General features: G+C 71.9%; 12 protein-coding genes and 1 pseudogene. 8 read left to right on the top strand and 5 right to left on the bottom strand.

Features of this window, described 5'->3' with window-relative positions; all coding sequences use genetic code 11:
* Positions 1-332 precede the first annotated feature (332 nt).
* On the bottom strand, positions 333-3,557 hold the full coding sequence (locus tag OV079_RS25585; protein WP_267771504.1) for a M4 family metallopeptidase: 3,225 nt from the start codon (positions 3,555-3,557) through the stop codon (positions 333-335).
* A 55-nt stretch (positions 3,558-3,612) separates the two neighbouring features.
* Between OV079_RS25585 and OV079_RS25580 the strand changes: the two genes are divergently transcribed.
* The 5 genes from OV079_RS25580 (at position 3,613) to OV079_RS25560 (ending at position 12,476) form a co-directional block, all read left to right on the top strand.
* A complete protein-coding gene (locus OV079_RS25580) occupies positions 3,613-5,793 on the top strand; it encodes an IPT/TIG domain-containing protein (RefSeq protein WP_267771503.1) in 2,181 nt (726 codons plus the stop codon).
* 62 nt (positions 5,794-5,855) lie between these two features.
* Entirely contained in the window at positions 5,856-6,320 is a 465-nt protein-coding gene (locus OV079_RS25575) for a hypothetical protein (protein ID WP_267771502.1), read from the top strand.
* A gap of 156 nt (positions 6,321-6,476) precedes the next feature.
* Positions 6,477-9,125 carry a leucine--tRNA ligase gene (leuS, locus tag OV079_RS25570; RefSeq protein ID WP_267771501.1) on the top strand — a complete coding sequence of 883 codons (2,649 nt, stop codon included), beginning with the start codon at positions 6,477-6,479 and terminating at the stop codon, positions 9,123-9,125.
* 106 nt (positions 9,126-9,231) lie between these two features.
* Positions 9,232-10,731, top strand: coding sequence for a porin (locus OV079_RS25565; protein ID WP_267771499.1), 1,500 nt, complete (start codon positions 9,232-9,234; stop codon positions 10,729-10,731).
* A gap of 260 nt (positions 10,732-10,991) precedes the next feature.
* A complete protein-coding gene (locus OV079_RS25560; RefSeq protein ID WP_267771497.1) occupies positions 10,992-12,476 on the top strand; it encodes a hypothetical protein in 1,485 nt (494 codons plus the stop codon).
* Positions 12,477-12,689: 213 nt separating this feature from the next.
* On the opposite strand, the gene OV079_RS25555 is transcribed toward OV079_RS25560, so the two are convergent.
* A complete protein-coding gene (locus tag OV079_RS25555; protein WP_267771495.1) occupies positions 12,690-13,274 on the bottom strand; it encodes a hypothetical protein in 585 nt (194 codons plus the stop codon).
* A gap of 881 nt (positions 13,275-14,155) precedes the next feature.
* On the opposite strand from OV079_RS25555, the pseudogene OV079_RS58550 reads away from it, so the two are divergent.
* From OV079_RS58550 to OV079_RS25545, 3 genes and pseudogenes are all read left to right on the top strand, one after another.
* A pseudogene (locus tag OV079_RS58550) lies at positions 14,156-14,647 on the top strand (AIR synthase related protein); the annotation flags it as partial.
* 22 nt (positions 14,648-14,669) lie between these two features.
* Positions 14,670-16,652, top strand: coding sequence for an AIR synthase-related protein (locus tag OV079_RS25550; RefSeq protein ID WP_267771493.1), 1,983 nt, complete (start codon positions 14,670-14,672; stop codon positions 16,650-16,652).
* Positions 16,649-17,473: a phosphoribosylformylglycinamidine synthase subunit PurQ gene (locus tag OV079_RS25545; RefSeq protein WP_267771492.1), complete on the top strand. Its 825-nt coding sequence runs from the start codon at positions 16,649-16,651 to the stop codon at positions 17,471-17,473. The genes OV079_RS25550 and OV079_RS25545 overlap by 4 nt, the downstream gene beginning before the upstream one ends.
* Before the next feature lie 104 nt (positions 17,474-17,577).
* Here OV079_RS25545 and OV079_RS25540 read toward each other — a convergent pair whose 3' ends face one another.
* The 3 genes from OV079_RS25540 to OV079_RS25530 form a co-directional block, all read right to left on the bottom strand.
* Positions 17,578-19,485 (bottom strand): IgGFc-binding protein, encoded by a 1,908-nt coding sequence (locus tag OV079_RS25540; RefSeq protein ID WP_267771491.1) that lies wholly within the window; start codon positions 19,483-19,485, stop codon positions 17,578-17,580.
* Between the two features lie 45 nt (positions 19,486-19,530).
* Complete coding sequence (locus OV079_RS25535; protein WP_267771490.1) at positions 19,531-19,962, bottom strand: hypothetical protein; 432 nt, start codon at positions 19,960-19,962, stop codon at positions 19,531-19,533.
* A gap of 385 nt (positions 19,963-20,347) precedes the next feature.
* The gene (locus OV079_RS25530; protein WP_267771488.1) at positions 20,348-21,832 is read right to left on the bottom strand and encodes an FG-GAP repeat domain-containing protein; all 1,485 of its coding nucleotides are present in this window, start codon (positions 21,830-21,832) and stop codon (positions 20,348-20,350) included.
* Positions 21,833-22,196: the final 364 nt, after the last annotated feature.

Here is a 22,196-nt window from a genome sequence, read left to right as displayed (position 1 = left end):
GCATGTCTCCGAGCGCTGACGGAATTCGGGCTTCGTAGCCATACGGGCGGGGCGTCGACTTCGCCCGTCGAGGTCGGCGGCGGGGACGACGACTCGTGGATGGCGTGTCTGAAGGGGCATGTCGTCAAGGTCATGTTTGAGCGCCGGAGTCGGAGGTCGAACGGCGTATGTCGACCCGGCGCAGACGACGGGGCTGCTTCGCTGCATATCGGCCCGAGCCGTGGAGGCTTCAGTCCGAAGAGGATGGCTCTGCGAGCATGTCTCATCGGCCAGGCTGCAAGGCGGCCTGGCCGATATTGTTCAATGGTTTATGTCCCTGGGGACATGTTCTGTCAGACATGCTTGCGGCGGCGGCGCAGGAGCAGCAGCGGGGCGGCCAGCAGCAGCTGGCGCCAGTCGACGGGGGCGTCGCTGCGGCAGGTGCAGGTGATCGTGCCGACTTCGCCGGCGGTGGCGGTGTCGGGGCCGGGCTCGCCGCTGGTGCCGTCCGTGCCCTCGCCGCCGCTCGACTGGCCGCCGGTGGTCGGGTCGTCGGGGCCGGGGCCGGGGACGCAGGCGAGGCCGCCGTCGTCGCTCGCGCCGCAGCTCGAAGTCATCGGCGTGGCCGCGCAGTCGGTGGTGACGAGGCCGTCGTCCGGGTCGCAGAACTTGAGGAGGTCGCCGTCGCAGACGCCGGCCTCGCCCACGTCGCCGCACGGGTTGCAGTCGGCGCCGTCCGAGCCCTCGGGGCACAGGTCGGGGACGTCGCAGCTGCCGTCGTGCTCGTAGGGGCACCAGTCGGCCGGCGCCTCCGGCAGCGCGCCGGAGTCGGGGTCGACGCAGCTGTAGCCGACCTTCGCGTCGACGAAGCCGCACTCCTTGCCCTGCTTGACGCAGTAGACCTCCTGCGTGACGCCGGTCGAGCCGTCGCAGTAGACCAGGACGTCGCCGACGCACTTGCCGTGGTAGGTGCTGCCGCCGGGGACGTCCTTGCAGGTCGCCTTGGTGTCGACGTTCTCGGCGCAGTAAGGGTCGACGAGGCAGGCGCGCGTGCCGTCGGACACGCTGGCGCAGCAGTCGTAGGCGCTCTCGCAGTCGCCGCCGGCCTTGCACTCGTGCGAGCAGAAGCCGGTCGGGGCGTCCTGCTCGGACACGCAGAACGGGTTGTTCGCGCCGCACTCCTGGTAGCCGTCGGCGTCGCAGGTGGCGGCCGCACCCTTGCCGTTCGGGTTCAGGCAGTCGTAGCCGACGATCGAGTCGAACTTGCCGCACTCGAGGCCGTCGCCGCCGCAGTCGACGCTGACGATCTCGTCGTCGGGCACGCCGACCTGGCAGTAGACCAGAGTGTCGCCGTCGCAGCGGCCGAAGAACGACTCGTTGCCGCAGGTGCCGGCGATCACGACGCAGTTGCCGTTGCCGTCGTCCTCGAAGTTCTCGTTGCAGGCGCAGGTGTAGTCGGCCTGGTTCTGCGGGTCGGCCCACTCGGGGTGGGCGTTGTCGGGGCAGTCGCTGTCGACCGGCTCGCACTTGCCGTCGGGAGCGTTCGGCGCACCCTCGAAGCCGGGGTCGCACACGCACTGCTTCTTGGCGGCGTTCCAGCCGGAGTCGAGCGGGCAGCCGTTCTCTTCGGCGACGCACTGGCTGCCGTCGGCGTTGGGCTTGAAGCCGTCCTGGCACAGACACAGGCCGTTGGCCTCGATCGCGTTGGCGGGGCACTCGACGCCGCCGAGCGCGACGCAGGCGGTGCCGTCGCCGCTGGGCACGAAGCCGGGATCGCAGTAGCACAGGCCGTCTTTTTCGGAGGCGTCGTCGGGGCAGCCGTCCATCGGCACGTCGCTGGCCGCGAGCACGCCGACGCCGACCCACGCCTCGGCGGTGGCGGTGCAGTCGCCGGCGGTGGCCTGGCCGAGGGCGATGAGCTCCTTGCAGGCGGCGACTGTCCCTTGGGCCATGTCGACGAAGCTGGCCTGGCTGCCGATGTGGCCCTTGTAGAGGGTGCGGTACCAGACCTTCTCGACGAGCTCCTTGCTGCGGGCGGTGGCGAGGAGGTAGGCGGCGTGGTTGGGGATCCCGCTGTTGATGTGGACGCCGCCGTTGTCGTCGTAGCCCTTGTAGAGCTGGTTCATGTGCTTGGGCTGACCGCCGAGCGGCGGGTCGACGAAGCTGCGCGCGAACAGGGCGCCGAAGCCGGGACCGACGACGTCCTCGCCGAGGGTCCAGTCGTCGCGGTCGATCATCATCGCCATGACGTCGGCGAAGCTCTCGTTCAGCGCGCCGGGCTGGTTCTGATAGACGAGGTTGGCGGTGCCGGTGATGACCGCGTGGCTGTACTCGTGGGCCGAGACGTCGAGCGAGCGCGTGAACTCCTTGAAGTACCACTTGTCGCCGTCGCCGATCGCCATCAGCTTGTTGGAGGGGTCCCAGAAGGCGTTGTTGTAGGCGTTGCCGTAGTGGATGAGCTGCTCGACCGCGGCGCCCTTGCCGTCCCACGAGTTGCGGGCGTGGGTGGCCTGGAAGTAGTCGATGACCTTCTGCATGTGGGCGTGCGCGGTCGCCTCGGCGGCCGTCCACGCGGTCTTGGTCTTGCTGGTGGCCAGCGCGGCGTTGCCCGGCAGGTCGCTGTTGCCGGCGTCGAGGGTCTGCAAGGTGGCGGCGGCGAGGCCCTTGCTGCGGTCGTAGAGGCCGTACTCGGCCTTGTCCGGGTAGTGCGTCAGCCGCAGGGTGACCTGCTTGCCGAAGTGATCGGTGGCGGTGCCGGTGGTCGGGGTGACCGTCTCGGTGGCGACCAATGGACGGCGCGCGAGCACGTGACCGTGCTCGGCGTCGACGTAGGTCTCGAAGTGCTGATAGCCGCCGTCGGCGAGGTCGACGGTCTGGATCAGGCGCCAGGCGAGGACGCCGCCGCGGTCGTGGCTCTGCGGCCAGACGCCGAGCTCGGCGGGGCCGCGATCGACCGCGCGGCGAGAGGCGGCGTCGGGGCCGTTGTGCCGGCGGGCGCGGGCGCGGGCGGCGTCGGCCCCGAACTTGACGACGAGCGGCGGATCGAGGCGCCCGAGGTTCTGCGCGGCGATCGAGGTGAGGGCGCCGCTGGCGTCGAAGTGCGCCTTGACCTCGGCGCCCCACACCGGGAGGCCGCGGAAGCGGACGTCGTGGTGCAGCGCGAGGTCGCCGGCGTCGCCCTGGATCACCTGCGACTGCACGAGCTCGACGGCCCCGGGCGCGCCGGCGAGGCCGAGGATGTCGCGGTGCTCGGCGAGCATGGCCCGGGCCGCTCGCTCGCCGACGCCGTGCGGGTTGGCGACGCGGCCGTCCCACCGCCGCAAGGTGCCGTGCGCGGGGTCGAGGCGGACCCGCGCCGGTTCACTCGAGCGCGCGGCGAGGTCGACGAGGGCGGTCCGCACGAACGGCGCCGGCGCAGCGGCCTTGCCCGCCTGCGCGAGCGAGAGCGGCCGGGGCCGCGCGGCCGGGTGATCCGCGGCGACGACGCGCGCGAGCGGCTTGCCGAGCAGCTTGGGACCGCCGCTGCCCTTGCCGGTGGGCTCGGCGGCGCTTGCCAGCGGGATCATCGCGAGAGACACGAGCGAGGCGGTACACAGCGAGAGTCGACGCGTCATACGGCGCGGCGAGGATACCTTGACGATCGCCGGCTCGCGGGGCGAATCTTCGCCGGTGCGCGTCACGACGTGGTCGGGTTCTGGAGCGAACGTGATCGGCGCGGCGTTCGGCGTCGCCCTCTGGCTCGGCGGCGCCGCGCCGGTGCAGGCCGAGCCGCCGGCCGCAGAGGCCCCCGCAGCGCCGACGCTGCAGGCCGTCACGCCGGCCGAGTTCGGGGCCGGCGCGACGATCACGATCACCGGCTCGAACTTCGCCGAGGGCGACGTGGTGCTGTTCGACGCGATCGCGCTCGAGGGCGTGACGATCGCGCCGGGCTCGATCACCGCGACGGTGCCGAGCAAGACCAAGAGCGCGAAGAAGCTGATCCTCAAGCGCGCGAAGAAGAAGGTCGCCGAGCTGGCGATCACCGGCTTCGTCAAGGCGCCGGCGCTGACGTCGGCGTCGCCGAAGTTCGCGGCGCCGGGCGAGGTCGTCACGCTCAAGGGCAAGAACCTCGACCGCGTGACGACGCTGACGCTCGCGGGTGCGCCGGTGAAGGTCGACGAGCTCGGCGCGACGTCGCTCCGCTTCACCGCGCCGGCGGGGACCACAGGTCCGCTGACGGTGAAGAGCGTCGGCGGCGAGGCGGCGCTGAAGCAGGACTACGAGATCTTCTACGCCCCGGTGCTGACCGCGGCGAGCCCGGCGGCGGCGTTCGAGGGCGACAGCGTGACGCTCACCGGCAAGCACCTCGGGGCGGCCAAGTTCAAGCTCGGCAGCAAGCCGCTCAAGGCGTCCGAGCAGGGCGACGACAGGGCGATCGTGACGATCGCCAAGGGCGCCAAGTCGGGCGACCTCAAGGCCGAGGCGCGCAAGAAGGGCTCGGCGGTGGCGTTCACGGTGTACCCGACGCCGCTCCTGACGACGGTGCCGAAGGAGGTCGGCGCGCCGGGGACGCTGAAGGTCAGCGGCAAGAACCTCGAGGCGGTCTCTACCTGGCGCTTGGGACAGGTGACGCTCCAGCCCGAGGCGCCGGCGAGCAAGTCGAAGGTGACCCTGACGCTGCCCGACAGCGCGCCGACCGATCAGCCGCTGGTGGCGGTGTCGCAGGGCCGCGAGTTCGCCGGCAAGAAGCCGGTCGCGGTGATAAGGACGCCTGTCGTGGAGGCCATGTCCTATTGGACAGGTCCCGAGGGCAAGGGCGTGGAGGGCGAGATCCGCGGGCGCGAGCTGACCGACAAGACGAAGTTCACCCTGGCGGGCAAGAGCCTGAAGACGAGCTTCGTCGACCCGACGCGGGTGACGTTCGCGCTGACGAAGGCGCCGAAGGCGGCCGAGCAGGCGCTGCAGGCCAAGACCGGCAAGTACAAGGGGCCGGCGCTGACGGTCGACGGGGCGGCCGGGGGCTACAGCGCCGGGCCGGCGCGGCTCGCCGAGATCCTCGCGGCCGGCGGGGCCGGCTACTCGGCGAGCGCGGTCGCGGCCGACCTCGCGGTCAGCCAGCGCCAGCCGGACCGCGGGGCCGAGCCGCTCAAGGCGCTCGGGCGGGCGGCGACCAGTCCCGAAGGACAGGCGGAGGTCGCGGCGGTGGGCCGGCAGATCGCGCTCGACCTGCGCCGCTTCACGGTCGCGCAGGTGGCCCTGTGCGCGCAGATGACGGCCGGCAAGACGCAGGCGCAGGCGGACGCCAACGCGGCCCTCGGCGACGACCTGCGGGCCAGCCAGAAGCACATGCAGGCGCTGGCGGGCCAGCTGCGCGAGCTGTGGTCGGGCCTGCCGCTGGCGGCCGCCGCGAGCGACGCGGGCACCGGCCTCGCCGAGGTCGACGCCGAGGTCGCGGCGGCCACCGCGGCGCGCGCCCAGGTCGAGGCGGCCTGCAAGAACAAGTTCGTCGGCAGCGGCAAGCTGCTGAGCGAGGCCGGCGCGGTGGCCAAGGTCGACCTGCCGGCGCTGTACGGCGAGGCGATCAAGGGCGCGTTCGCGGCGGTGCTGGCCACCGGCAAGACGTGGCCCGCGGTCGAGGGCGAGGTGGCGACGCGCCTCGGCGGGCTGCCGGCGGCGCGCAAGAAGCAGTGGCAGGATGTCCTCAAGGCCAGCAAGTCGGCGGTCGAGGGCGGGGCCGCGGCGACCACCGGCAAGGGCGCGCGCGGCGACAAGCACGTCGAGCCGCAGGGCAAGCCGAAGGGCAACACCGGCAAGGGCAAGGGCAAGGCGGGCTGAGGCGCGCACGGAGGCGAGGGGCGATGAGACTTCGGGGCAGGTTCCTTGGGACATGTGCTTTGGTGCTGGCGGTCGCGTGCGGCGACGCCGGCGAGGCGACCACCGACGGCGGCAGCTCGACGACGGGCACGCCCGGGGCGACGCCCGGCGAGGTCGAGCTGGTCGGCCAGGTCGACGTGATCGACCTGTGCGGCACCAGCGGCGCGACCGCGGTGTCGTTCCGCGCGACCAAGATCGGCTGCGAGCAGCCGAAGCCGGCCCCGTGCACGATCAAGGTCGACCCCTACGAGGAGGTGGTCGGCGACGCCGCCACCTGTCCCGCGAGCCAGAACGCCGCCGAGATGCGGGTGGTCGTGAAGTCCGCCGGGCGCTGGCAGGTCGAGGCCCGCGCGCTCACCGACTCGGGCTACGTCGGCAAGTGCTTCGGCCCGGGCACGGAGGAGGTCACGCTGGTGACGAAGGCCCAGGTCGAGGCCGGGACGACGATCGCCGTGAACGGCCGCTCCGGGCCCTGCCCGCCGCCCTGAGCGCCGAGCGGACGCCGCCCCGGCAGCGCAGGGCGCCGCAGGCCCAGGGCCGCCGCGGGCTCGGGGCCGCCGCGGCCCTGGCGAGCGACCTGAGCGACGGGGCCCGCGGGTTTCTCTTGGCAATCGCGCGCGCTCGGCTTAGCGTTGCGGCGCGCCATGACCTACGAATTTCGCGCGATCGAAGCCCGCTGGCAGCGGTACTGGGACGAGCACCGCACCTTCGCCGCGGAGGTCGACCCCGAGCGGCCCAAGTACTACGTCCTCGACATGTTCCCGTACCCCTCGGGCGACGGCCTCCACGTCGGCCACCCCGAGGGCTACACCGCGACCGACATCGTCGCCCGCTACAAGCGGATGCGCGGCTACAACGTGCTCCACCCGATGGGCTGGGACGCGTTCGGGCTGCCGGCCGAGCGCTACGCGATGAAGGAGGGCGTCCACCCGGCCAAGCGCACGGCCGAGTGCATCGTCAACTTCAAGCGCCAGCTCAAGACGCTCGGCTTCTCGTACGACTGGGAGCGCGAGATCGACACCACCGATCCGCGCTACTTCAAGTGGACGCAGTGGATCTTCCTGCAGATCTACGACTCCTGGTACGACGCCGAGGCGGGCCGGGCGCGGCCGATCGCGGAGCTGCCGATCCCGCCCGAGGTGACCGCGGCCGGTGACGCGGCGGTCCGCGCCTACCGCGACGCGCGCCGCCTGGCCTATCTGCACGACGCGCCGGTCAACTGGTGCCCGGAGCTGCGGATCGTGCTCGCCAACGAGGAGGTCGCCGAGCACGTCGAGCAGGGCTACACGGTGGTCCGCCGGGCGATGCGCCAGTGGATGATGCGCATCACCGCCTACGCCGAGCGCCTGATCGCCGACCTCGACGGTCTCGACTGGCCGACCAGCGTGCTCGAGATGCAGCGCAACTGGATCGGCCGCTCCGAGGGCGCCGAGGTCGACTTCCAGCTGGCCGAAGGGGCAGGTTTCGAGGGCAAGCTGACGGTCTTCACCACCCGCCCGGACACCCTGTTCGGCGCGACGTACATGGTGCTGGCGCCCGAGCACCCGCTGGTCGCGGCGATCACCGCGCCCGAGCGGCGCGACGCGGTCGACGCTTACGTCGCCCGCGCGGCCACCCGCAGCGAGCGCGACCGCCAGGCCGAGGCGGCCGAGGGCAACAAGACCGGCGAGTTCACCGGCGCCTTCGCGGTCAACCCGGTCAACCAGCAGCGGATCCCGATCTGGATCAGCGACTACGTGCTGATGGGCTACGGCACCGGCGCGATCATGGCGGTGCCCGGCCACGACGAGCGCGACCACGCGTTCGCCACCGCGTTCGGCCTGCCGATCGTCGAGGTCGTGTCCGGGGCCGACAAGCCGATCGCCGAGGCGGCGCACGTCGGCGACGGCGTGGCGGTCAACTCCGGGCCGCTCGACGGCCTGACGACGCCGGAGGCCAAGCGCAAGATGATCGCCTGGCTCGAAGAACATGGCCTCGGGACCAGGCGCGTGACCTACAAGCTGCGCGACTGGCTGTTCTCGCGCCAGCGCTACTGGGGCGAGCCGTTCCCGCTGGTCCACGGCGAGGACGGGGTGGTGTTCCCGGTGCCGGACGCGGAGCTGCCGGTGACGTTGCCGACGATCGACGACTACCAGCCGAGCGAGTCGGGCGAGCCGCCGCTGGCCAAGGCGGAGGCGTGGCGCCGCTACGAGGGCGCGGCCGGCCGCGGCCTGCGCGAGGTCAACACGATGCCGCAGTGGGCCGGCAGCTGCTGGTACTACCTGCGCTTCATGGACCCGACGAACGACGCCGCGCCGTTCAGCAAGCGCGCCGCCGACTACTGGCTGCCGGTCGACCTGTACATCGGCGGGGCCGAGCACGCGGTGCTGCACCTGCTGTACTCGCGCTTCTGGCACAAGGTCCTGTTCGACCTCGGCCACGTCGGCACGCGCGAGCCGTTCCAGAAGCTGGTCAACCAGGGCATGGTGCTCGGCGCGACCTACCACCCGCTCGACGCCCGCAAGGACGAGCACGGCAAGCCGCTGACTTTCCTGCCTAAGTTCGTCGAGCAGGTCGCCGGCGCCGACGGCTGGCGCGTCAAGGGCACCGGCGAGCCGGTCCGCGTGCAGTGGGACAAGATGTCCAAGTCGCGCGGCAACGTCGTCAACCCCGACGACGTGGTCCAGCAGTACGGCGCCGACACCATGCGCCTGTACGAGATGTTCATGGGCCCGCTCGAGCACAGCGCGCCGTGGCAGACCGACGGCGTGGCCGGCTGCTTCCGCTTCCTCCAGCGCGTGCATCGCCTGGCCTTCGAGTCAGGTGAGATGGCGCCCGGCGAGGGCACGGATCGTCAGCGCCGGCTCTTGCACAAGACGATCGCCGCGGTCAGCGAGCGCATCGACCGGCTGGCCTTCAACACCGCGATCTCGGCGATGATGGTCTACGTGCGCGACATCGCCCAGGCCGACGAGCCGCTGCCCCGCGACTCGCTCGAGCAGTTCGTGCTGCTGCTGTCCCCGTTCGCGCCCCACCTGGCCGAGGAGATCTGGCGCTCGCTCGGGCACGTCCGCTCGCTGGCGTACGAGCCGTGGCCGGCCGCCGACGACGCCTGGCTGACCGAGGACACGTTCCCGCTGGTCGTCCAGATCGGCGGCAAGCGACGGGCGGAGCTGCAGGTGGCCGTCGGCATCAGCGAAGCCGACGTCGTCAAGCTGGTCATGAGCTCGTCCGAGCTGGCCCGCTACCTCGAGGGCAAGACCCCGCGGCGGGTCGTCTACGTCCCGGGCAAGCTGGTCAACGTCGTGCTCTGAGCCCCTGCGAACCCGCGTTCACCGGGCGTGCATCGCTCGGCGCAACGTGGATCTCTGAACCTTCCTTCACTGGACACGCCGGGGCTTGTGCCCGCACAAACCCGGCATGCAGGTCACGCTTCTCTGCGGGCTCGTCGCCCTCGCGTCCCCCGGCCCGTGGGAGCCGACGCCGGCGCCGGACGTCCCGCCCCCCGCGAGCGGCTCCGACGTCGGGGCGCCGGCGGCGACCCCGTCTCCGGCTGCCGAGGCGAGCGGCGCCGCGAACACGCCGGCGCCGGCCGCGAGCACGCCGACCGCGACAGCGCCGGCTGCCGCCCCTGTGACGCCTGCCACGCCGCCCCCCGCGGACAAGGCGACCGCGCCTGCGCCTGCTCCTGCTGCGCCCAAGCCGTCGAAGTGGGCGCCGCGGTGGGAGGCCGCGCGGCTGGCCGAGGACCCGATCTCGCAGGACGGCCGCACCAAGTGGCGGCCCGGCGTCGGCGTCGAGGTCGCCAGCGCCAGCGGCCGCTTCTCGCTCGCCTTCAACGCCTTCATGCAGCTGCAAGCGAGCGTGCTGCACGTGCCCGGCCAGCCCGGCACCGACCAGAGCCCCGGCGCCGCCGACCACACCGACTTCACGCTGCAGTTCCGGCGCGCGCGCATGTGGATGAGCGGCAACGTGTTCACCAAGAACATCAAGTACCGCATCACCCTGACGTTCGCGCCGGTCGAGCTCGGGTTCAAGGACGGCGTCCCGCATCGCTCGCCGATCCTCGACTGGTTCTTCACCCTCGACCGCTTCCGCGACTTCACCCTCGTCGTCGGCCAGTACAAGGTCCCCTACAACCACCAGCGCATGAACAAGATCACGAGCCTGCAGTTCGTCGATCGGTCGCTGGCCAACAACGAGTTCACGTTCGATCGCGACATCGGCCTCGACCTGCGCTCGAAGGACATCGCCGGGCTCGGCAAGCTGCGCTACTACCTCGGCGTCTACCTCGGCGACGGCATCGCCAAGTACGGCCCGAGCAACTTCGGCCTGATGTACCTCGGTCGCTTCGAGGTGCTGCCGTTCGGCCAGTACGACGACCTCGAGGAGTCCGACCTCGACCGCAGCATGAAGCCGCGCATGCTCATCGGCGCCGCCTACGGCTTCATCGATCGCGACCCGCACGACACCCACGGCTTCGCCGGCGCCATTCCGGCCGACGGCGGCTTCACCAGCACGCACAACGCGACCGCCGATCTCAGCTTCCGGATCGCCGGCTTCTCGCTCGACAGCGCGTTCTTCTACCGCAATGGTTGGCGGATCCCCGGCAACGCGGTCGATCTCATGGGTCAGCCGATCACCCCCGTCGCCGCGCGCAACGGCATCGGTTACTTCGCGCAGGCGGGCTACCTGATCCCGTACACGCCGCTCGAGCTGGGCGTGCGCTACGGCGGCTCGCGCGGGATGGCGGGGCGTTACGGTACGAGCTTGCCCGATCAGACCGAGGTGGGCGGCGTGATGAACGTGTTCTTCGCCCGCCACTTCCTCAAGCTGCAGCTCGACTATCTGCGCCTTTACAGCTCGGCGATCACCGGGCCGATGGACCAGGTGCGCTTGCAGCTGCAGGCGACCTTCTGAGCACGCGCGTACGCGCGGACGGACGCGCGCTCGGATCCGTGTGAATGGGTCGCGCCGAGGTGGCCGGCGTCGCCGCCGCCCGTGGCGTCATTGCGCCGTAGCGCTACGCATAGCCGTGAGTTCTCTCGCCCATGTTCGCGGGCGTGGGGACGGAATGCCTCACGCAAGGCCGCCACGAATTTCCGTGGCGCTGCGCTGCGTGCATGTGCGATGGTGGCACGAAGGACTGCTCGCGCGGCACGGCCCGCCAGGGAGCTCACATGACCATTCAGCGTTCACACTTACAGCGCCTCACCGTCCTCTCCGCGCTCGGGCTCGCGCTCTCCGGTTGCGGCGACGACAGCAAGGGTGACACCGACAACAACGTCTCGACGAACCCGACGGGCATCGCCAGCGGCCTCACGTTGACCAGCGGCGACGAGACCGAGGGGATGACGACGGTGACGCCGCCGACGACGACGGGCATGAAGTTCGACCTGCCGCCGGACGACTCGTCGGCGGGCGGCTGCGGGACCGACATGGCGTGCAACCTGCTCGACGTGCTGTTCGTGATCGACAACTCGGGGACGATGGGCGAGGAGCAGACCAACCTCGCGGCCAACTTCCCGTACCTGATCGACAAGCTGCGCAATGTCAGGGACGAAAATGACATGCCGGTGAACGCGAACATCAACATCATGGTGACCACGACCGACTTCGGTCACCCGCTGTGTTCGCCGTTCGAGAAGCCCGACTACGACCCGGCCAAGGGCGCGCCGATCAACACCGCGTGCATCGATCGCCTGCCGCGCTTCACCGGCCTCGGCGCCAACCCGGCGAAGATCGAGCAGGCCTGCACCAACGGCTGCAAGGGCTCGGTGGTCCCCTCGGACCCGTTCATCAACTTCCAGCTCGACCAGAACAACATCCTCAACGCGGACCCGAACGGCGGCGACCCGGTCGCGCAGGCGCTGTCGTGCATCGGCCCGCAGGGCATCGACGGCTGCGGCATGGAGGCGCCGCTCGAGACGATGCTGCAGGCGCTCGACCCGAACAAGCCGTGGAACCAGGGCGCCAAGCCGTTCCTCCGCGACGGCGCGGTGCTGGCGATCATCGTCATGACCGACGAGGCCGAGTGCTCGGTCAAGGACTACAAGTACTTCGACCCGCAGCTCGCCAGCGACCCGATGTTCAACCAGTACTGGGAGGACGCGCCGGGCCAGCCGGGCGTCAAGGACGAGCCGACCAGCGCGGTGTGCTTCAACGCCGGCGTGTCGTGCGTCGACGCCAACGCCGACGGCGTCTACGAGAGCTGCATGTCCGAGGACAAGGGCGTGCTGCAGCCGCTGTCGCGCTACATCGGCTACCTCAAGACCAACCTGGTCGAGCAGCAGAAGAAGGACGTCATCATGCTCGGCATCCTCGGCGTGCCGAAGGTGACCGCGCACAACCCGGACCCGCCGTTCGAGCCGACCGCCGGCGGCGTGTTCGACCTCGTCTACCGCGTGTGGAACCAGGGCGACATCCTGCCCGGCGACACCGACAGCCCGGCGCAGAAGGAGTACGACTTCGGCATCGGGCCCGGCTGCACCGACCAGGCGACCGGTCAGGCGATCCCCAACACCCGCGTCATCGACGTGTGCCAGTCGCTCAACGAAGACGACAAGGTCCGCTGCTGCATCGAGTCGATCTGCGACGACGACTTCTCCGACGCGATCAACTGCCTCGCCGGCATCCTCCGCGAGACCCTCGAGCTGCCGGGCTGAGCCCGCGCCGCCGCCCTGTGCGGGCGTGACCAGGAGCCCCGCTCGCGGCGACGCGGCGGGGCTTCGTCGCGACCGGCGCCGGCCGTGCCGAGCGGTCGCGGTGTCCGATTGGGACGCGCCGCGAAAGCGCCAGTGTTTTTCCGAGCGGTGCGTGCCGTGAGACACATGGGAGCACCTGGCGCGGAGGACATGCTCCGCGGGCCAGGCGCCGGCTCAGGCGATCACGGCGGTGGGGTCGAGCTTGCGCAGGTAGCCGGCGCCGTGGCGCGTGATCTTGACGCGACGCTTGACCCCGGTGCCCTCGATGTGGATGTAGCCGCGGGTCCGGAGGTTGCGGAGGATCAGGCGCACCTGGTCGGAGGCGAGGCCGGTGGCCTGCACGAGCTCGGGCTCGCGGCGGCCGGTCTTCTGGCGCACGAGGGCGCGGAGCAGGCGGAGATCGCCGTCGGGCACGTCGGCGCGGCGGCGGATGACGGCCGTGCCGGCGTCGATGTCGAGCAGCGGGTTGCCGTCCTCGTCGTATTGCGGCTCGCTGGCTGCCTTGGCGGCGGCAGCGGCGGCAGCGGCGGCAGCAGCCGCGCCGAGCGGGTCGGCCGAACGCGGGCGGTCCTTGACCAGGTCGATGAGCTCCTGGACGGTGAAGTGGTCGAGCACCGGGGCGAGGGCCGGGTTCTGCCGCGTCACCTCGACCAGCTCGCCGAGCGTGACGGTGCTCGGGAGCTGCTTGATGACATCGACGAATACCTCGCGCAGGGACTCGGCCCACGCGTCACGGAGCGGCTCGTGCCGCTCTTCCACAAGGCCGGAAGGGCCGGGGGGCAGATTGTTCACAGATGAACCTCGGGGCGGTATGCGAAGCCCATAAAGGGCCATGCCGACGCCACACGATCACAACGAGCGAGCGACTCGTCACGGCGACGGTGTCGCCAGACCAGACACTCCAAGCGTCAGCCTTATGAGAACTCTTGCATGACGGGATCGCGGTTGTCAAGGCTCGACCTTGCGGAAACTCCGCTTTAGCCAGCCGAACGCGCGATTGACAGCGGAGTGGTCCTGCGCCAAGCAAGGCCCCGTGGCTTTGCGACCTACGGAGCATCCACGTGAGACGGTCCCCGAGCTCTGCACGTACCGGCTCGAGATCGCCGTGCGGCCGGACCTGAGCGACGCGCTGGCGACGGCGACCGGTGCGCAGCTCGCGGGCCTTTTCCCCAGCGGCCTGCGGACGCGCAAGGTCTACGTCCTCGATCTCGACATCGGTCCGGCCGAGGCCGAACGCGTGCTCGCGGCGCTCACCGATCCGGTCGCCGAGGTCGGTGCCGTCGGCGCCCTGGCCGACGACTTCGGCGCGCCCGCGGGCGCCGCCGGCGAGCCGTGGCTGCTCACGATCGGCTTTCGACCCGGCGTCACCGACAGCGTCGGCACCAGCGTCAAGCGAGCCGCCCGGGACTGCCTCGGCCGTCCGCTGCGCGGACAGGTCTACACGGCGACGACGTACGCGATTTGGGGCCTGGAGGCCGCCGAGGCCGAGCGAGCGGCGCGAGCTGCACAACCCGCTGATCGAGCGGGCCACGCTCGAGCGCTCGCCGCGGCCGCACGCGTTCAGCGTACCGCGGGCCGGCGGGGCCCACGACGCGGTGGTCGCCAGCGTGGCGCTGCGCGCGGCCGACGATCCGACGCTGATGCGGATCAGCACGCAGGGGATGCTCGCGCTGTCGCTCACGGAGATGCGCGCCATCCAGCGCCACTTCACGGCGATGGGCCGCGATCCCACCGACGCCGAGCTCGAGTGCCTGGCGCAGACGTGGAGCGAGCACTGCAAGCACAAGATCTTCGCCGCGCCGATCGAGTACACCGACCCGGACGGGCGCACGCGGACGATCGATCGCGGCCTGTTCCGCACGTACATCCGCGGCGCCACCGAGGCGGTCGCGGCGGCGCGCGCGGCGGACGACGGCGCGGCGCCGTTCCTCGTCTCGGTGTTCCACGACAACGCCGGGGTGGTCCGCTTCAGCGACGCCGATCACCTGGTCTACAAGGTCGAGACGCACAACTCGCCGTCGGCGCTCGACCCTTACGGCGGGGCGATGACCGGGATCGTCGGCGTCAATCGTGACAGCCTCGGCACCGGCCTCGGCGCCGACCTCCTCACCAACGTGTGGGGCTATTGCTTCGGCGAGCCCGACTTCGCCGGCCGTGCCGCCCGGCCTCATGCACCCGCGGAAGATCCGCGACGGCGTCCACCGCGGCGTGATCGACGGCGGCAACCAGTCCGGCATCCCCTACAGCCGCGGCTGGGAGCTGTTCGACGCCCGCTACGCCGGCAAGCCGCTGGTCTACTGCGGCACCGTGGCGGTCATGCCGATCACCTCGGCCGGGCGGCCGACCGCGGAGAAGGTCGTGCGCGCCGGCGACGTCGTCGTCATGCTCGGCGGCCGGATCGGCAAGGACGGCATCCACGGCGCCACGTTCTCGAGCGTCGAGCTCGACGAGTCGTCGCCGGTGCAGGCGGTCCAGATCGGCGACCCGATCACGCAGAAGATGGTCGCCGACTTCCTCACCGAGGCGCGCGAGCTCGGGCTCTACAGCGGCCTGACCGACAACGGCGCCGGCGGCCTGTCGTCGTCGATCGGCGAGATGGCCACGTTCACCGGCGGCGCCGACATCGACCTCGCCCTCGCCCCGCTCAAGTACCCGGGCCTGATGCCGTGGGAGGTCCTGATCTCCGAGGCCCAGGAGCGCATGACCCTGGCTGTCCCGAAGGACAGGCTCGAGGCGCTGCTCGAGCTGGCCCGCCGGCGCGAGGTCGAGGCCACCCCGCTCGGCGAGTTCACCAGCAGCGGCCGCCTGCGCGCCACCTGGGCCGGCAAGCCCGTGGTCGACCTCGAGCTCGAGTTCCTCCACGAGGGCACCCCGCGGGTGCCGCTGCGCGCCCGCTGGAGCCCGCCGGTCCGGCCCGCGAGCTCCGCCGAGGCGGTGGCGGCGGCGCTCGGGGAGCAGCGCCTGGCCGATGCGCCAGGTGCGATCGGACAGGACCTTTTGGACATGCTGGCGCGGCCGAACATGGCCTCGAACGAGCACCTGGCGCGCCGCTACGACCACGAGGTCAAGGGCCTGTCGGTGGTCAAGCCGTGGGTCGGGGCCCGCCAGGACGTGCCGTCGACGGCGACGGTGATGCGCGCGCGTCACCTGCGGCCCGAGGGCGTGGTCCTGGCCGAGGGCGTACACCCGCACTACGGCGACCTCGACACCGACGCGATGGCGCGCGCGTGCGTCGACGAGGCGGTGCGGCGGGCGCTGTGCGCGGGGGCGCGGATCGATCGGCTCGCGGCGCTCGACAACTTCTGCTGGCCCGACCCGGTGCAGAGCGAGAAGACGCCCGACGGCGAGCACAAGCTGGCCCAGCTGGTGCGTTGCTGCGAGGGCCTGCGGGCCGCCTGCGAGGCGTTCGGCGTGCCGCTCATCAGCGGCAAGGACTCGATGAAGAACGACGCCCACCTCGGCGGCGTGAAGATCTCGATCCCGCCGACCCTGCTGGTCTCGGTGATCGGCCAGATGCCCGACGTCCGCCGCGCCCTCGACCTCGCGCCGATCGCCGCCGGCGACCTGGTGTTCGTGCTCGGCCCGACCGGCCGTCACCTCGGCGGCAGCGAGCTGGCGCGCCAGCGCGGGCTCACCCTGCCCGGCGTGCCGACCACCGACCTCGCGGCCGCGGCCGCCCGCTACGCCGCCTTCGCGTCCGCGCGCGACGCAGGCCTCGTGCGCTCGGCCCACGTCGCCGGCCGCGGCGGCCTGGCGGTGGCGCTGGCCCACATGGCGATGGCCGGCGAGCTCGGCCTCGAGGTCGCGCTCGGCGACGCTCTGTTGCGACCTGTCCCGGAGGACATGCCCTTGACGCCAGCCGAGTTCCTGTTCAGCGAGAGCACCGGGCGCGTGGTGTTCACCTGCAAGCCGGCGGCCGCGGCCGAGCTGACGGCCCGCCTCGGCGCGCACGGGCTGCAGGCGCTGGGTCAGGTCGCGGCGGCGGGCCCGGACGGCGGCGGCTGGCTCCGCGTGCGCCGCGGCGAGCGGGCGCTGGTCGACGTGACCGCGGCGGCGCTGCGCGAGCGGTTCCGGCCGGCGGCGCTGCACGGACCGCCGGCGCCGCTTCCGGGGCAGACGCAGGAGGTGGCGCGATGAACCCGCTGGCGATCGAGGGCGCCGCCGAGGTGCGGGCGCTGGTCCTGACCGGCTACGGCCTCAACTGCGAGGCGGAGACCTGCGCGGCGCTGCAGATGGTCGGCGCCCGCGTGACCGCGCGCCACGTCGCCGACGCGATCGCCGACGGCGACGCGCTGGCCGGCCACCAGCTGGTGGTGTTCATCGGCGGCTTCAGCTTCGGCGACCACATCGCCAGCGGCCGGGTGTTCGCCAACCGCCTGCGCTTCAGCATGGGCGAGCGCCTGCTGCGGCACGTCGACGACGGCGGGCTGGTGCTCGGCATCTGCAACGGCTTCCAGACGATCGTCAAGCTGGGCCTTCTGCCCGGCCTCGACCCCGGCCTGGCCCAGCGCGTCTCGCTGGTGATGAACGACCGCCTCGGCTACTGGGACGCGTGGGTCCGCTTGGCGGTCGACCGCGACAGCCCGTGCGTGTTCACCCGCGACCTGCCGCCGACCATCGAGCTGCCGAGCCGCCACGGCGAGGGTAAGCTGGTCTTCGAGCAAGGTCCGTTGCGACAGGTCCTCGAGGACAGGCGGCTCGTCCCGGTGCGCTACGCCGACGAGACCGGGGCGGCGACCGAGCGCTGGCCGGACAACCCCGACGGCTCGCCCGGCGGGATCGCCGGCCTGTGCGACCCCAGCGGCCGCGTGTTCGGCCTGATGCCGCACCCCGAGGCCTACCTGTACCCCGAGAACCACCCGCGCTGGATCGCCCAGCGCGAGGCCGGCACGCTGCCGGAGCACGGCCTCGGCCTGCACCTGCTGGCCGGCGGGGTGCGGGCGATCGCCGCGCGCTGAGGCGGGTGCTGTGGTGACATGCCGTTCGGGACATGTCCCGGGCGGCATGTTCGTTTGGACATGGCGCCAGGGGCATGTCCTTTCGAGCTGCCCAGCGGTCGCGCTCACAGCGGCGCAAGGTTGAGGCCGCCCGGGTACCAGTAGCTGGTGTACTGGCCGTAGCCGTAGACCTGCACGCCGAAGGCGTGGCTGCCGGTCAGGCGGTGGTCGCCGTCGCCCGAGTCGTCGAGCGGGAGGCGGGCCACCGACCAGCCGGTCTTGCCGATCGCGGTCCAGCCGGGGACGGGCACCTGCGCGCCGTCGAGGGTCACCGTGGAGCCGGTGGGGGCGATCACGTTGACGTAGTTGCTCTCGTAGTTGGTAGGGGCGTGGATCGCGTAGGTGGTGCGGAACAGCTCGGGGGGCACCGCGATCGTCATCGCCGGGTCGCCGGTGTCGCCGCCGGCCTTCTGGCCGAGCATGTACTCGGCGACGGCGATGCGGGCGCTGGCGCCGATCCAGAAGTCCTGCGACGAGGTGAACTCGGCGTAGTCGCCTGGCTGTTCGAGCATGGTCGGAGCGCCAGGTTGCGGCGGGTCGTAGGTGAGGCTGGTGGCCGCGGCGGTGGCGACGATCCGGACGATGCGCGCCTTCTTGGCCGCGGGCATCTTCGGCGGCTTGATCAGGGGCGTGGTCAGGAAGTAGCCGCTGGCGAGGTTCTGCAGCGGCAGGTTGCTCTCCTCGAGGTGGTCGCAGGCCTGCTTGTCGAAGGGCACGTTGGTGCAGGCGTGGGCGCCGATCACCTGCACCGGCGCCGAGGCGCTGACGAGCGTGCCGGTCAGGTCGGCCTGGTCCGGGGTGCCGCCGGCCACGCCCGAGATGACCAAAAGGACATCCCCGGCGTTGAGCAGCGCCTTGCCGTGGCCGTCGGCGCCGACGCCTCCGCCGGGCAGCACCGGCGCGCCGGTCTTCGACGGCACGAGCTCGACGACCGTGCCGTCGAGGCGGGCGACGACCACGTAGGCGCCGGGCAGCGCGCCGAAGGTGTTGCGGGCGATCACCCGCGTCGTCGCGCCCCACACGTTGGTCGGCAGCAGCAGGCTGGCGTCGTTCGAGTAAGAGAACTGCTCGCGCTTGTCGTACTCGAGCGGGCTGTACTGATAGACGGAGACCGGCCGGTCGGAGCGCAGGCGATAGGCGCCGGCCTGGACGATCGTGCTCGCCTTGGGCTCCTTGAGCGGGCCGATCCACGGCAGCGGGGCGACCTCGACCTCGCCGGGCCCGACCTCGAAGCTGTCGACGACCACGTCGTCGCGGGTGATCGTGATCTGGGCCGGGTCGCCGGTGGTGTTGGAGACCGCGACCGCGAAGTCGAAGCTGGCGGCCACGATGTTCGGCGTGACCGTCGGGTAATAGTCGCAGCCGATGTAGCTGGCGTCCAGCGCGTCGCTGGCACAGTCGCCGATGCAGCGGCCGCTGCCGGACTCGCACACGAGGCCCTGCAGCGGATCGCACAGGCTCTCCTCGTAACCGAGGCCGTCGGCGCGGCAGTGCTTCGAGACCGGGCCGTCGCACACGTCGGTGCCGGGCACGCACAGCACGCAACCGAGGGTCGGCACGCACACCTCGGGGCACGGGGTCGTCTCGATGATGTTGCCGTCTTCATCGCAGGTGAGCGCGACGTCGCCGTCGCACGCCAGCTCGCCGGCGGGACATTGCGGGCCGGTGGTGCCGGTGGTGCTCGCGTCGGTGGTGCCGTCGGTGGCCTCGGTGGTGCCGCTGACCTCGTCGGTGGTCATCTGTCCGCTCGTGCTGTCCGTGACGGGCTCGCCGGTGGGCGCGTCCGTGGTGGTCGGCGCTGGATCTCCGGACGTCGAAGTGGTCTGCGCGGGCGCCGACGTCGAGCCCATGACCTCGGTCGCGCTCTCGTTCGGCGCCGTGATCGCCGGCGACGAATCGTCGCCGCAAGCGAGCGCCCCGAGGATCGCCACGCCGCCGCCCGCCACGCTCGCCACCAGCCGCCCGAACCGCATCGCAGAAACTGTATCGCCGCGGAGAATCTGGTGGTGATCACGCAACTATGCGCGAAAACCGGTGCTGCGGGCGGTGGCGGCGCGATATGACTCCTTCGCTGCTGCACTCGTCGTCCGCGTTGTTGTGCTCTCGATGTTTGTTGTGTTCGCGGGTTCGCCCTCGCGGTCCACGACGTCGGACGATGCGACAGCGAGCCCGGCTGCAGGGCGCGCGGTCGACCGCGAAGGCACGAACACGAGCCTCGTCGACGTCGCGCCCGCGCAGCGCAGCGAATGGATCGATCCCGCGCCGTGCACGTCGCCGATCGACAGCGATGCGCGAAGCCGACGGTGCGCCGTCGGCGATCTTCGCGACGGTCGAGATCGACCGACGACGCCGCGCTCGCGCTGCTCGGCAGGCGCGAGACCACCGATCGATCGAGCACGCGACGGAGCGAGCGCCCCGCGATCGAGGTGGACACCGGTGTGCGCGTCCACCTCGTCGCAACGACGCAGCCGCCGGCCGAGCGGCTGGCTCGTCGTGTCGCAGGGGCGCCGAGAGGCTTGCGGACCTCGGCGTGCGGGGCGCTGGACGCAGTGCGCCGGGCCGGTCGCCGCGAGGTCGCGCGTCGCACGAGCTCGCCGCGATCGGTTTTGCGCCGCGGGATCTACAGGTCGCGCGCGGCTCGGCGGCCGCCTCGCGCGCGAACAGCCGCGAGGTCCGCGACCGCCGCGCCTGGAGACCGCCGCATGAGCGGTCGCCGCGAGGTCGACTGCGCGGTCCCCGGTCGCCCGCTCGCGCCTCCCGGGCCGCTGCAGGCCGTCGAGCGAGCGACGGCGACGGAGCGCATTTGGATATGCCTTTAAAAGCATGTCCTTATGATCATGTCTGATGGGACATTTTTGAGGAGCAGCCGCGGGCGCGATACTTCAGAGCATGTCGATTCGGACATGTCCGAGAGTGCAGGCTGCGCGGTCTCTTCCTCGCACTGGAGGTGATGGCGGACCGCGCTGCGCGCTGGGAGTCGACCTCCTCGATCGCCCGCGAGCCGATCACCTCCAGATATCGCGACACGGCGTGATCACGATGCCGCCGCCGTCCGGGAGCGGGTGGTCCTGCGCCAGCTGCTGGCGCGCGCGAGCATGTCTTTTCGGACATGCTCGAGAGGGCAGGCGGCGCGGCTTCAGCCGCCGCAGCGGGTGACGGGGAACGCGTGCAGCTGCTGCGAGCCGGGGCCGAAGCTGAGGACCGTGGGGCGGGCGCCGTCGAGCACCACGACCGAGGCGCCGAGACCTGCGGCGCGGCGGGACTGGGCCTGGCCGAAGCCGCCGCGGCCGTCGCCGGGGACGACGTGGACGGCGCTGCCGTCGGCCGCGGCGCCGACGAGGTCGAGGTCCCCGTCGAGATCGAGGTCGGCGAGGGTGGCGTCGGCGAGGGGGCCGGGGACGAAGTAACCGACGGCGGAGTAGTCGCGCGGGCCGTTGTTGATGAGCACCGCCGCCACCGGGCTGCCGGCGCCGGCGCCCGCGGAGTCGAGCAGGGCGAGCAGGTCGTGGCCTTCGTCGCCGGCCAGCGGCGCGCCGAGCAGCGCTCGCGCCCCGCTGCCGACCACCCGCCGCTGGATCGTCTTTTAAAGGAGCCGTGGCCGTCGCCGCGGATCAGGGTGATCGCGGCCTCGCGCCGGCTGTCCCCGAGGACAGCCAGGTCGAGGATCTGATCGCGGTCGGCGTCGACGAGGGTCAGCGCGGCCGGCTGCGCCGCGGTCGGCAGGCCGTTGCGCTTGCCCTCGAGGAACTCGCCGTGACCGTCGCCGAGCAGGGCGCGGACCGCCTTGCCGCCCTGGTCGAGCGCGAGCAGGTCGACGCTGTCGTTGCCGTCGAGCTTCGCCACCCACAGAGCCGCCGGGGCGGTGCGCAGCGGCGTCGCGCCGGCGATGAACTCGCCGCGGCCGCGGGCCAGCAGCACGTGCAGCGCAGGTGGATCGGCGGCCCCGATCGCCAGGTCGTCGAGGCCGTCGTTATTGAAGTCGTCCGCGGCGATCGCCGTGGGGGTCTGCGGGATCGGCACGCGCATCGACTGCTTGAGGCCGCCCTGGCCGTCGTGGAGGAGGAACACCGCCGCGCCGCCGCCGGGGCCCGCGACCGCGAGCGCGACGTCCTTGACGCCGTTGCCGTCGAGGTCGGCCAGGGCGCCGCCGACGACCGGGCCGCCGAGATCGATGCGCGCGGGCTCACCGAGGCATGGGCCGGCAGCGACCGCGGTGTCGCCGGTGACGGAGGGGAGGGCCTGCTTGAGCGGGGTCCGGATCGTCGGAGCGCAGGCGAGGAGGTCGCACAGGAGGAGACTGAGGCCGAGGGCGCGAGACACCGGGCGAGAGGCGGGCATCGGCCTGCGAAACGCCGGCTCCGCGGGGACGCTTACGCGGCGGTCCGCGAGGGTGGGCGAGGGCGGAGGCGCGAGGGCGACGTCGAGTGTGTCCATCACGGGCCCCGACGTTACGCCTGCGGTGCGCGAGCGAGAAGGCAGGGGCGCGAGCGAGGAGGTTGGGACGAGCGCAGGGCGGGATGCGCGAGGCGGCAGGTTTGCCGGGGCAGGGGCGAGCGCGGAGGTTGGATGCGCGAGGAGGCAGGGCTTGCGCGAGTGCGGAGGCAGGGGCGCGAGCGAGGAGGTGCGCGAGCGAGGGCAGGGCTTGCGCGCCCGCGAGGGCGGGGCTAATAGCGGTATGAGGGGG

This window comes from Nannocystis pusilla, assembly GCF_026626665.1.
Lineage (GTDB): Bacteria > Myxococcota_A > Polyangia > Nannocystales > Nannocystaceae > Nannocystis > Nannocystis pusilla.
This window is presented reverse-complemented; position numbering and strand designations above follow the sequence as displayed.

Excerpts from the sequence above, each read along its gene's own strand:
- leuS (WP_267771501.1), top strand. The coding sequence starts at position 6,477 with ATGACCTACGAATTTCGCGCGATCGAAGCCCGCTGGCAGCGGTACTGG.
- OV079_RS25560 (WP_267771497.1), top strand. The coding sequence starts at position 10,992 with ATGACCATTCAGCGTTCACACTTACAGCGCCTCACCGTCCTCTCCGCG.
- OV079_RS25540 (WP_267771491.1), bottom strand. The coding sequence starts at position 19,485 with ATGCGGTTCGGGCGGCTGGTGGCGAGCGTGGCGGGCGGCGGCGTGGCG.
- OV079_RS25545 (WP_267771492.1), top strand. The coding sequence starts at position 16,649 with ATGAACCCGCTGGCGATCGAGGGCGCCGCCGAGGTGCGGGCGCTGGTC.
- OV079_RS25565 (WP_267771499.1), top strand. The coding sequence starts at position 9,232 with ATGCAGGTCACGCTTCTCTGCGGGCTCGTCGCCCTCGCGTCCCCCGGC.